Raw genomic sequence first — 12,142 nt, 5'->3', positions numbered from 1 at the left:
ATCGCGTCGGTTGGCGCGATAACGAATGGATAGCTGCTGGTGGGAACGGGGATCGTTAAGTGTTATTAAGCTTTGTTTCGTTCATAGGCTGCCTCAAGGGCTATGCAGCCGCCGAAGATGACGACGACGGCACGGCGACCCAGAGATAACGGATTTTGGGAAAGCACGTGCTCGACTTGATCGGTTGGTTTGCCCCGGCCCTGCTGCAAGGCCGACAGAGAAGCAGCCATGGAGCAATCCGCTTTCGACATCCAACCGACTGATCGCGCGGCTTAGTTTTTGCACCCCGAAGCGACGCGGGTGGAACAGCGCGACGCTAGTCGCTGCGATAAGGGCAGCGACGACCCGATGCACGACGGCGGATCTTGCTGGCGAAGGCACGCCCGAATTTCTCCGCCCAAAGCCGGACCGTTTGATGCGAGACCACGACCCCACGGGCAGCCAGCAAGTCCTCGACCATTCGCAAGCTGAGAGGGAAGCGGAAATACAGCCACACGGCGCGGGCAATGATTTCACCGGGAAAGCGATGGCGGCGGTAGAGTGTATCAGGGCCTGTCATGGCCTGTCATCGCACATCGAGTTCCACATTCCGTTAAGTTGACGATGCCAACCTAAGGCCAAATTTCACCACCCATTCCGACAGTGTCTGAAACGACACTTCAATCCCGCGTTCGGCAAGCAGGTCTTCGACATCGCGAAGGCTCAGCGGAAATTGGTAATAAAGCCACACGGCATGGGTGATAATCTCGGCTGGAAAACGTGGTAACGGGTAAGCGGTTCTTCGGTCATGCTGGTCGAATATCACCTCGATCAGCAAAATCCGTTAAGGCGACGCCACCGCCTATGCCTTTATGACCTCAAATCACGTCGTTGTCATGCAAAGTTTGACCATCCCCGGACACTTGGATTCTGCCCGCGGCGAGCAGAAAGGTCTTTCAATTCAAGGGGAAGATCGTTTATTTATCCGCGCAGCAGAGCTCAACGCGGGATCGTCAAAAGAGCGCTCAGCCCGTGCGGAAAGCGCTGTCGCAGATGAAGCGAGCCATGATGGGAATGCGCGATATCGGCGACGATGGAGAGGCCAAGCCCAAAGCCTCCTGGCGACGCCGAGCGTGATGTGTCCGCTCTGTAGAACGGTTCCACGACTCGCTCGATGAGTTCGTTCGGAATGCCCGGTCCATCGTCTTCAACCGAAATAATCAGCATGTCCGGCTGCTCTGTCAGTCTGACTTCCACTTTGTGAGCGAACTTGGCCGCATTGTCGCAGAGATTGGTGACGGCGCGTGTGACTGAAAGCGGCCGGCATCTGGCGGCAAGCTTGTTGGGGCCGATATAGGCGACAGCGGCGCCGACATCTGAAAACTCGCTGCAGACCGTCTGCAGGATGCTGGCCACATCGACAAGCTCCGGAGCCTCGTTCGCGTAGTCGTTTCTCAGATAGCTCAGGCTCTCGACAAGCAGCTTCTCAATGCGGTCGATATCGGTCAGAAGCGCGTTCTTCTCCGCGCTTTCGGCCATGCGTTCCACCCGCAGCTTCATGCGGGTGAGGGGAGTGCGCAGATCGTGGCCAATGCCGCGGAGCATTCGGGTGCGGGCATCGATCATCTGTCTGATCCGGCGCCTCATCCCATTCAACGCCCGGGCGAGCGCGACGATCTCGACAGTGCCTTTCTCCTCGAAGATCGGGGAGCCGATACTGACGTCGGACATCGTCGCCGCGTCGGCGATCCGCCGGATGGGCTCCGTAATGGCCCTGATCGCAAAGACGAAGAAGAAGACAATCAGGACAACGAAGGCGACGAAGTAATACGGTCCGCGCGCTAGGAGCGCGTTGGTCAGCAGGGAGTTGGGAAAATCGGAGGTAAGGAGGATGGTATCGTCATCGATCTTTACCGCGATCACACGCCGGTCGTCGAGGAATGTCCGCCAGCCGCCAAGCGGCGGTGGATCGTTGTCGGGCGGAAAAAACCAGTCCGCCATCGCATCCGCGATACTTTGGACGCTTGACGAATGGGTGAACCGGTCAAACGTCGATATCGGTGCCAGCGATATTTCCCAACCTGCCCGGTGCACATTGGCAAGAATTATCTGGCGCTCGTCGGGCGAGGCGGATCGCAGGAGTTCGGCGATCGCATCCAGCTTGCGCGCCATGTCCTCGAGGTCAGGGCCGGTATAACTTTTCTTGGCCCAGTGCTCCAGCGCCCCGCCCATGGTTATGGCGGTCACCAGCGCGATCAGGATGATGATGGTGATCTGGCCCCGGATGGTCGTGGGGATACGACGCAGGCGGCTAAGCATCGATTTCTTCCACCCGCGCGGTGAACATGTATCCGCCGAGGCGGACGGTCTTGACCAGAACCGGATCGCGTGGATCGAGCTCGATCTTTTGCCGAAGGCGGCTGATATGCACGTCGATGCTCCGTTCGATCGGTCCCGCAAGGCCGGCATGGGTGACCGCGAGCAGCTGTTCGCGGGTCAGAACCCGACCGGCGTTGCGGCAGAATGCCAGCAGCAGATCGAACTCGTGCGTGGTCATGGTGATCCTGGCATTGCTTGGATCATGAACCTGACGGCGCAGCGGATCGATCCTCCAGCCGTCGAAGCGCAGCAATTTCGGCATATGCCCGACATCCCGCCGGGCTGAGAAACTCGACCGGCGAAGCAGGCTTCTGATTCTGGCGATGAGTTCTCTAAGGATGAAGGGCTTCGTCACATAGTCATCCGCGCCGATTTCGAGGCCGATGATCCTGTCGATGTCGCTGCTCACCGAGGTCAGCATCAAGATGGGTATACTGCCATTCGCGCGAAGCCGGCGGCAGAGGCTCAGGCCGTCTTCGCCAGGCAGCATGATGTCCAGTATGACAAGATCGAATCCGATGATTCGCATCTTTGCATCCATGGCCATACCGTCGCCTGCGATCTCCACAGTCATTCCTTGCTCGATCAGGCTGTCCCGCAGCATCTCGGCGATGGGGGGGTCGTCTTCCACAATCAGGATTTTCGGCCTTTCGAATGCCGAGCGGGCATTGTCGTCCACCAAACACAGAACCTCCGTTCAGATACGGTATCCTTAGCATGGCCCCGCCACCGCCGCGGGCTTGCAATATTAAGAAATATTTCGGGTCGCCGCCTGCCATCGTCCATCAGCAATAACTCTTAACATTATCCAACACGCAGTCTCCCGTTCTCATGCCATTTCTTCGAGACGTAACGCGCTTCCGAATTGCTGACTTCGGGGAAGGCGCGCAATCGAACCTTTGGAGCATTCATGTCTGCCTCTATCCAGAAGACTGCGGACCGGTCCCGCTTGTTTTATGCGGCAATCGCCTCGCTTTTCCTCTCGCCGTTCGCCGCTGCGGCGGCCGATTTCACGAGCGAGCAGGATGCCTCTCCCCAGCCTCCTCCGGACCCGGCGCGCTTCGGCCCGGTTCGACAGGCGCTGCATGACTGGCATGTGATCGTCGGCGCCGGCGCCTCCTACCAGCCGAAATACGAAGGCAGCGACGAGTTCGAGGTGTCGCCGATCCCGTTCATCTCGGCCGAGTTCTTCGACCGGATCACCATCGATCCGAGCGGCATCGACGTGAAGGCGCTGCAGAAGGGGCCTTTGAGATTCGACGTGAATGTTGGTTACGACAGCGGCCGCAAGGAAGACGATGCCGATGCATTGCGCGGCATGGGCGACGTCGATTTCGGCGTGACGGTCGGCGGCAAGGCAACCTACAGTTTTGGCCCGGCCAGCCTCTTCGTGTCGGTCGACAAGACGATCGGCGGCAGCGATGGGCTGCTGGCAAAGGCCGGCGCGTCCATCTCCCAGCCGATTACCGAGCACCTTATTTTGGGCGCCGAGGCCTCCGCCACATTTGCGGACGACAACTACATGGAAGCCTATTTCGGCGTCGACAGCCGGCAATCGGCTCGCTCCGGCTATTCGCAGTACAAGGCCGGCGCGGGGATCAAGAGCGTCGATGTCTCGGCCTCGGCGACGTATCTCATCAACAAGAATTGGGTGGTGAAAGGCCAGGAGAGCGTCGGCTTCCTGGTCGGCGATGCGGCGGATAGCCCGATCGTCAAGGAGAAGGTCCAGTCCAAGACGATGCTCGTGCTCGGCTACCGGTTCTGACACCCCCCGAACGGTCCCGCCGCGACACAATCGCATTCCCCTGGCGGGGCCGTCTCGATCCCGCCCACGCGGCAATGAGACCAATCATTGGCAAGGAATACTGCATGACGCTCCCCATCTCCGCCTACAGCGCATCCTGCCAGCGGCAGGAAGGCCAGGTCCTTCGGTTCATGAAGGTCGGTCAGAGGATATCGCTCGTCCTTGTGCTTGCGGCATCGGGCCTTCCGGGTCGCGGCCTTGCCGCCGACGGGCAGGCGCCGCGCGTAACGGTGGTCGCCGCCAGCGAAAAGGTCCTGGAGCAGACCGTGTCGGCGGTCGGAACCGTGGTTCCCAGGGAGACGACGCTGGTGAACGCCGACCTTGAAGGAAGCAAGATCAATTCCATCCGTGCCGAGGAGGGCGACCTGGTGGCGCAGGGGCAGGTGCTGGCGACGCTCGACGCCTCGAAGCTCGATATCGAGCTGCTGCAAAACGATGCCCAGCGCAGCAGCATGCCCGCCCAGCTCGGACAGGCCTTCAGCGCGCTGGAAAGCGCGATGATCTCCAGGGACGAGGCGGAGGCCGATCTTCGGCGTGCGGAGAAGCTCGTCCCCAAGGGGGTGCTTTCGCAGGAAGCTCTCGAACAACGTCAGAAGGCGCTTGCGCGAGCGGAGGTCACCGTCGATTCCAGCCGGCAGGCCGTCAAGGTGGCGCAGGCTGCGGTCGAGACCGCTGCGGCAGCGCGCAAGGACATAGAATTGCGACTCAGCTACACGAAGATCATCGCGCCCGTGGCCGGCAGGATCGTCAAGCGGTCGGCGAAAGTCGGCGGCGTCACCTCGTCGTCCAGCGAGCAGCTCTTCGTGATCGCAAATAACGATGAGTTCGAGCTGGAAGCGGAAATTCCGCAGGCGCAGTTCAATTCCATTTCCGTGGGAGCATCCACGACCATTTCGCTGGATGACGGAGCCTCGACCTTGAAGAGCGCCGTCCGATTCATCGCTCCGGCGCTTGCCGACGGTACGCGCCTCGGGCGGGCGCGTATCCCACTGCCGCATGGCGGCGCAGCTGCGCCGGTCGGCGCTTTCGCCTCGGCGCAGATCGATGTCGGAAGCAGGGCCGGCATATTCCTTCCGTCGTCCGCGATCACGAATACCGGCGAGACGCCATCGATCACGATTCTCAAGGACAACCGCATCGAACGGAAGGCGGTCTCGCTCGGCGTGCGCCGGGGCGGACTTGTCCAGGTCCGGACGGGCGTCGACGAAGGCGACCTGGTGGTGCTGAAGTCGGGCGGCTTCATGGATGTGGGAGACGAAGCGATCCCCGTCATGGAGCAGGCGGATGCCTCGGCGAATATCAACCAGAACTGACGGTGCGATCCATGAACATTTCAGCGTGGGCGATCCGCACGCCCGTCCCGGTGGTCCTGCTGTTCCTGCTGCTGACGGGTCTCGGCCTGAGAAGCTACCAGACGCTGCCCATCACCTATTTTCCGACGGTCGACGTTCCTGAAGTGAAGGTGACGATCGAGGAATCTGCGGCATCGCCGGAAGAAATGGAGGTCCAGATCACCAAGCTGGTCGAGGACAGCGTCGCGGTGCTGCCGAAGATCAAGCATATCAAGTCGATGATATCGGAGGGCCGGTCGGAGACCAATGTCAAATTCGAAATAGGCGTACCGATCGACCGGGCCATGTCCGATGTCAGGGATGCCGTGACGAAGATCCGCGATCGCCTGCCTGCAGCGATTGACGAACCGATCATCGATCGGGTCGATTCCGAAAACCAGCCGGTCGTGGTGTATTCGGTCAAGAATGCGTCGATGTCGGCCCAGGAGCTGTCCTATTTCGTCAACGACGTCGTCATCCGCAAGCTACAGGGCCTGCCGGGCGTGGGGCGCGTCGAACTGGTCGGCACCGTCGAGCGGGAGATCCATGTCCAGTTGAATGGAGACCGGCTCGCGGCGCTGCGTCTCACCGCGACCTCCGTCAGCGACCAGATCGCGGCAAGCCAGTTCAACCTGCCGTCCGGGCGCGCCAACGTCGATGCCCGGGACAAGACTCTGGCGACCGCGGCGGCGGTGAAGTCTCTCGATGATCTGAGATCGATCCGCCTGACCCTGCCGCAGGGAAAGACGGTGGCGGTTGCCGATGTGGCGACCGTGGCGGATACGATCCAGAAGCGGGAGGACTTTGCGCAGCTGGATGGCGAGCCGGCGATAGGGTTTACCGTCTACAAGACGATCGGGGCGGGGGATGTGGACGTCGCGCAGAAGGTCGCTGCCGCGCTTGACGGGATCACGGCGACGATGCCGGGGACCGTGTTCCGGGTCGTCGATGACAGCGTCACGCAGACGATGGCGAATTTCCTCTCCGCCCGCAGCACATTGGTCGAGGGCGCGATCCTCGCCGTGGTCGTCGTCTTCTTGTTCCTGCGCGACTGGCGGGCGACCGCCATTGCCGCCATCAGCCTTCCCCTTTCGGCGATCCCGACCTTCTGGGCGATCGAGCTGGCGGGTTTCTCGCTGAACATGCTGAGCCTGCTTGCGATCACGCTGGTGACCGGCATCCTCGTCGACGATTCCATCGTCGAGATCGAGAACATCGTTCGCCATAGGAGCTTAGGGAAAACTGCCTTCAGGGCCGCTCTCGACGCTTCGGATGAAATTGGGCTGGCCGTCATCGCGATCTCTGCCGCCATCATCGCAGTGTTCGCACCCGTCGGATTGATGGGCGGGGAGATCGGGCAGTATTTCCGGCAGTTCGGCCTGACGGTCGCCATCGCCGTCTTCTTCTCGCTGCTTGTGGCGCGGCTGGTGACGCCGCTCATGGCCGCCTATTTCCTGAAGTCTTCGGGCGCCCCGCATGAGGAGAGGGAGGGCGCCGTGATGAAATACTACCGGATGCTGCTGGCGACGGTGATCCGATCGCGATGGGCGACGACGGGCCTTGCTGCCGGCCTGTTCGCGCTGTCGATCATGTTTGCCACCCGCTTGCCGACCGAGTTTCTGCCGGCGCAGGATACCGGTCGGATAACGGTCTCGATCGAGCTTGCGCCCGGATCGACACTGGCAGAAAACGAGACGGCTTCGGATGTCATCGCCCAGCGGCTCAGAAAGATCGAGGATGTGAAGACTGTCTTCGTGCGCGCCGGGGCCGGGGCGGATGGCGTGCGGGATATCCGCAAGTCGGTCATCACAATCTCTGTCGGGGACAGGGGACACAGGAAGCTCAGGCCCGACGACATAGAAAAGAAGGTCGATGCCGAGCTGAAAATGATTGCCGATCTTCGCTTTGAATTCATCAACGACCGCGGCGGCCGGGCTGTCTCGTTTGCGATCCTTAGCACCAATGGCGAGGAGGCGTCGCGGACGGCACAGGCGATCCTCAGGGAGATGCGTTCCAACCCGGTCTACGTCAATCCGACATCGTCCGAGTCGTCGCGGCAGCCCGAAATCCGCATGGACGTATCGCCAGGCCGGGCTGCCGATCTCGGCATAAGCGCCTCGCAGATCGCCGAGGCGATAAAGGTCGCGACGATAGGGGATTCCGACTCGAAGCTTCCGAGCTTCAACGACAAGGGAAGGCTGATCCCGATCCGGACCCTCGTCGCGGACGATGGGGTGGACAGCGTGGAGAAACTGAAGCAGCTGCGGATAACGACGGCTTCGGGCGCAATGGTGCCGCTGGAGGAGGCCGCGCGTTTCGAGGAGGGGGAAAGCGTTTCGGTCATTCAGCGCATGGAACGCCAGCGGCGGATCGAGATTGGCGCGGATCTTCAGCCGGGCGTTACGCAGGGCGACGGCATTGCCCTGCTGAAGAAGCTCCCTTCCGTCAAATCCTTGCCGGTGGGCGTCGAGATGCAGGCGACCGGCGACTCCGATTCGAAGGACAACGTCTTCACCAGCTTCGCATTCGCGATGATCGGCGGGCTGAGCCTGGTGATGATCGTGCTGATCTTGCTGTTCGGAAGCCCGCTGACGCCGTTGACGATCATCACGCCTCTTCCGCTGGCGGTCGGAGGGGTGATCGCTTCCCTGGTCGTGACGGGCTATCCGGTGTCGCTGCCTGTCGTCATCGGGATCCTGATGCTGATGGGGATCGTGGTGAAGAATTCGATCATGCTCGTCGATTTCGCCATCGAACTGGAACGGTCGGGCCTGCCGCGCATCCAGGCAACCATCGAGGCATGCACCGAGCGATTGCGGCCGATCACCATGACGACTCTGGCGATGGCCGCGGGCATGGTGCCGGCCGCGCTCGGTCACGAGATCGGCGGCGAATTCCGAGCGCCGATGGCGGTCGCGGTCATCGGAGGACTGGTGGCATCGACGATGCTGTCGCTCATCGTCGTTCCGGCGATCCATGTCCTTATGGCCGGAGCAAGCGACAGGCTCAAGCGCATTGGTGGAATGATGATCAATTCCGAAGCTCATACGGTCGAGTCATAGGCAGCCAGGACTTCAGCCCTGAGCGGTGGGCCTTATGACGATGCTGCCGACATCGACATCGTCCGGTTGCTCGATCGCATAGGCGACGCCGCGAGCGATCGATTCCGGGGCAATTGCCACATCGCCGATGAGCTTCATCATCTGGAGCTTGTGCTGGTCGGTCTCAGTCGCAAGCTGTCCGAATTTATGGCCGTCGCCTTCGGTGATCGCGCCCTTGATGAAGATGAAGTCGACCTTGCCCGCAGGCACGCGCTCCATTTCGGCGGCGGGGAGAACGCCCGCTGCCAGAAAGGCCGACGCGATGACCGTCATCGCCAAGGCCAGCGAGCGGCGAAACGGACCGCTCGGATACATGTGTTCCGCCCCAAGACCCGCCCCTATACCATTCCATTGAGCGAGTTAAAGCACAATGGCGGCCTCGCGTGCAACCAGGGCAACTAGGCCCCTTGTTGTCACTGCGTCATGTCCGCTTTGCCGCAACAGCGACCGGGGCTCGATGACCGTTATGGGGCGCACAGCAGTCGTTCTTGAAGCGTGGCGGGAGCGGCGGCTTCGGGTCACGACACTCCCTCGGCCCGCCTTCAGGGAAGGTCTGCAAGGGGACGAAACCGGTATTTCGACTCCGGTACCAAGCGTCAGATTTCCACCACTAGTCCATGGAAGGACTGATCTACTGTGACAGTCCTTCACGGAAACGCCTGCGCTTAATCTCGCCTGGGCGGCGGACTTTCCCCATGGTCGAAAGCTCACCCGACGGGCGCAGCCATTTTCAGAATGGTCGCCAGCTCCTCCTCTTCGAGGCGCTTGCGCTGGGCGATGAGGTACGCCGCGATATACACGAGCTTGCCGATCGACTCCTTGTGATCGGCCGGCCGATACATGGTCACCTCGCGGCGCGCCATCGCCTCTTCGGACACCCGTCGCCCTTCCCCGTCGGGAACGATGGCAGATGCCTTTTGTGTCGCCATGTGACGCTCGGTCACGTCAGCCAACTTCAGCTCCGAAAGGGTACGTCGCCCCTTCTCTGTCCGAGTTTCAAACATTTCGCCTCAGCTCCTTCCAAGCTGCCTTTCCCTTACCCGCGAAGCGGTCTTCTGCCCGAAAGGGGCAGGAGCCCCGCTCCTGCTCCCCGAGCTCGCGCGGAGCAGCGGGAGAGAGGGGGGCAAGCAGAAAACCGGAAGGGCGATCGCCCAACCCGAAGGGCCAGCCGGGGATTCGTCCGCGGATTCCCGGCTGGTGCTGCGGGCCAAAGGCAGAAGCATGGGGAAGACCGGTTTTCAGCTTGCTGGGGAGAGAGGGCAGAGCCCTTTCTCCCCTTTCATTGAGACAAACCGCTAGTTGCATCGGGTCGATAAAAACCTTGATCAGGGAAGAGGGCACGATAGGATACGAAGCCTAGCGAAACGAAATGAAACCTGAGCCTGTAAGTCATTGTTTAAGAACGGAAAGTTATTTCTCCCTCCGCCAAGAGACGGGAGTGATTTCAAAGAATTATTCAAAGGATTAGTGGCGGCGGGTGCGGGTCGGCCATTGGGCAAAGACGGGTTTCCTGCAGGCCCATGGACGCCCGAGCTTCTTGCAGAGGCGATCTCACAGATTGATTCCAACCGGATTGGGGTCGATCTGCGAACGGTGCAGCTTTGGTTTCAAGAGAATGAGAAGGGGATTAGCGCTGCCAACATTCGTTGGCTGGCGAGGGTTTTTGGGTGCGATGATCCGGTGGCAACTAGCGAATGGCAGATGGAGCTGAGTGCGGCGCAATCGCGGTTAACGGCCAAGAGGCGAGAATGGAAGAGAGCGGGAAACACCGTTGCGCCGGAGGTTCCAGATAAGGCGCGGGCTGCGACTTTCGATGATGAGTTAGACTCCCCGGCAGAGCTCGCACGGGGCACTGACGCCAAGGGGCCGAGCCGGCGTTTTAGTCTGGCGAGGGCGTCGGAGGCGATTTTTAGTCGCGGATCTCCCTTGAATTTACCGGCGTCGGTGTTTGCGGGCATCACTGCCCTTGGGTTCTTGTCGTATATTACGGGTATCCACAACGCTACTTACGTACGGTCGGATGGCCTCGTTAAGCAGGTTGGCTTTCTTTGGGCGCCAAATTGGATGCTCGACTTTATGGTGTTTTTGCCGTTGTTTTTTGCCTTCGTGATAGAATTGTTGGCCTTTTGGAAAGGCGATGGTCGCATAAAACTTGTATCGCAGGGCGACCGGATGGAAAGCGACTATGCCTGGACACGCAGCGTAGAAGCTTCGTCGTATACATATTGGGCGGTTTTTTTGATTTGTGTGGTGTTCGCCGGTCTTTTTCAGTGGATCGGCGTGTGTTTGCTCCCGCTGATGAAAGGCGGTGGCAACTATGCGACGGATTGGGGAAAGTTAGCGATTGTGCGCCCTGAGGTCATATCGGTACCGGAGGCGGTCGTGTTCACCGGTCTCGCTTACCTATACATGTGCCTGTGCTTTTATCTTTTCTTTGTCGGTCTCATTTTGCTTTATACGGTGGTCTATGACCTTCGGAGAATTGGTGAGGCATCGAAGAGTCGACCGGAGATGGATTATCAACATGAGGTCAATGAAGTCGGCCTCAGGGTGATGCGTGGGATTTTTCGATGCACTGTTTTGGGGGTTCTGATCGCCATATGCATGAAGGCCCAAAGCTCATACCTGACATCGCGTGGAGAAAATATTGTGGCTTGGTTGATCGGCGATATGTCTTCAGCCTTGTATGGGGGCAATAATGTGAGCGACGGGTTCGGTTATAGAATGCCGACGCATTATAGCAGCCTTCTTATCGTTATTTCTACCTGTTTTGTTTTTCTGTATGGGTCCATCCGTTTGGGTGTCGGAAGTCGGTTTCATGTGCCTTTGTGGAAGATGTCTGCGGTCGTGGTGTTACTCGTTGCTAGCTACTTGCTGATCGATGCATTTGCTGGCTTTTCGATCCTTCTGGGCGTTGGAGCGCTGCTCGCGATATACGGGCTAATTGATCCCGGATTTGGGGAATGGCGAGCGGGTAAGTTAGGAAACAATCATAGTGTATCATAGTTGGCTTGATCGTTGGGATGAGCAGCGGGCGCGACGCGGTGAGGAAGGAAAGAAAACAACGGATTTCGTCCTTGACGCGGAACGCGCCTTTCCAGGCGCGAAGAATGTAGCAAGTATCGAGGAGTTTTGTGTCCTTGCGGACCAGGCCGCGGCTGATCCAGCCTTTTTCGGTGAGCCGAGTGAGAGCGATCAGGGTTTTGAAAGGAAAGATGGGTGGCTCAAATTTCCATCGGATATTTCTACTGACATTGAAGAGAACAATGTCGTCTGGGCGAAAATCACAGAAAGCGGGTCGTTCGATCAGGCGATGGTGATCTTTCACCATTGGAATGCAAGCGCGCGGAACCGTCAGATTGCCAACTTTTTCTCGCGGCGTGGCATCACGGTTGTCGAGATTGCCATGCCATATCACTTCGAGCGCAGCCGTCCCGGCTCCCTGCATGCAGATTATATGCTTAGCCCGAATATCGGGCGAACAATTCAATCTGTAAGGCAGGGAGTATTGGATGGGCGAAAACTCATACGGTGGTTGAAGAGCGAAG

The 12,142-nt window shown here is 59.6% G+C and carries 9 protein-coding genes and 3 pseudogenes; 5 read left to right on the top strand and 7 right to left on the bottom strand.

Annotation, left to right across the window (positions count from 1 at the left end; translation table 11 throughout):
- Positions 1–65: 65 nt before the first annotated feature.
- The 5 genes and pseudogenes from EN862_RS36375 to EN862_RS32730 form a co-directional block, all read right to left on the bottom strand.
- Entirely contained in the window at positions 66–230 is a 165-nt protein-coding gene (locus EN862_RS36375) for a hypothetical protein (RefSeq protein ID WP_193771619.1), read from the bottom strand.
- 122 nt (positions 231–352) lie between these two features.
- Positions 353–559: pseudogene (locus EN862_RS32745) on the bottom strand (IS6 family transposase); the annotation flags it as partial.
- Between the two features lie 57 nt (positions 560–616).
- Positions 617–802 (bottom strand): annotated as a pseudogene (locus tag EN862_RS32740) (IS6 family transposase); the annotation flags it as partial.
- A 176-nt stretch (positions 803–978) separates the two neighbouring features.
- A complete protein-coding gene (locus EN862_RS32735; protein ID WP_127868725.1) occupies positions 979–2,298 on the bottom strand; it encodes an ATP-binding protein in 1,320 nt (439 codons plus the stop codon).
- Positions 2,291–3,037: a response regulator transcription factor gene (locus EN862_RS32730; protein WP_127868724.1), complete on the bottom strand. Its 747-nt coding sequence runs from the start codon at positions 3,035–3,037 to the stop codon at positions 2,291–2,293. Before EN862_RS32730 ends, EN862_RS32735 begins: the two co-directional genes overlap by 8 nt.
- 231 nt (positions 3,038–3,268) lie before the next feature.
- Between EN862_RS32730 and EN862_RS32725 the strand changes: the two genes are divergently transcribed.
- The 3 genes from EN862_RS32725 (at position 3,269) to EN862_RS32715 (ending at position 8,555) form a co-directional block, all read left to right on the top strand.
- Positions 3,269–4,123, top strand: a complete 855-nt coding sequence (locus EN862_RS32725; RefSeq protein ID WP_127868723.1) for a MipA/OmpV family protein — start codon at positions 3,269–3,271, stop codon at positions 4,121–4,123.
- 104 nt (positions 4,124–4,227) lie between these two features.
- Positions 4,228–5,475, top strand: coding sequence for an efflux RND transporter periplasmic adaptor subunit (locus EN862_RS32720; protein WP_193771618.1), 1,248 nt, complete (start codon positions 4,228–4,230; stop codon positions 5,473–5,475).
- An 11-nt stretch (positions 5,476–5,486) separates the two neighbouring features.
- On the top strand, positions 5,487–8,555 hold the full coding sequence (locus tag EN862_RS32715; protein ID WP_127868721.1) for an efflux RND transporter permease subunit: 3,069 nt from the start codon (positions 5,487–5,489) through the stop codon (positions 8,553–8,555).
- Between the two features lie 12 nt (positions 8,556–8,567).
- Here the strand turns inward: EN862_RS32715 and EN862_RS36610 are convergent, their stop codons facing one another.
- Together EN862_RS36610 and EN862_RS32705 are read right to left on the bottom strand one after the other, a co-directional pair.
- Positions 8,568–8,909 (bottom strand): hypothetical protein, encoded by a 342-nt coding sequence (locus EN862_RS36610; RefSeq protein WP_210235697.1) that lies wholly within the window; start codon positions 8,907–8,909, stop codon positions 8,568–8,570.
- Between the two features lie 392 nt (positions 8,910–9,301).
- On the bottom strand, positions 9,302–9,547 hold the full coding sequence (locus EN862_RS32705) for a hypothetical protein (protein WP_127868720.1): 246 nt from the start codon (positions 9,545–9,547) through the stop codon (positions 9,302–9,304).
- A 439-nt stretch (positions 9,548–9,986) separates the two neighbouring features.
- On the opposite strand from EN862_RS32705, the gene EN862_RS32700 reads away from it, so the two are divergent.
- A complete protein-coding gene (locus tag EN862_RS32700; RefSeq protein WP_127868719.1) occupies positions 9,987–11,600 on the top strand; it encodes a hypothetical protein in 1,614 nt (537 codons plus the stop codon).
- Positions 11,590–12,142: pseudogene (locus EN862_RS32695) on the top strand (dienelactone hydrolase-related enzyme); the annotation flags it as partial. The gene EN862_RS32700 and the pseudogene EN862_RS32695, both read left to right, overlap by 11 nt.

It is taken from the genome of Mesorhizobium sp. M2E.F.Ca.ET.219.01.1.1, assembly GCF_004016445.2.
GTDB lineage: Bacteria > Pseudomonadota > Alphaproteobacteria > Rhizobiales > Rhizobiaceae > Mesorhizobium.
The sequence above is the reverse complement of the archived record's forward strand: the minus strand, read 5'-3'. Positions and strand labels throughout refer to the sequence as shown.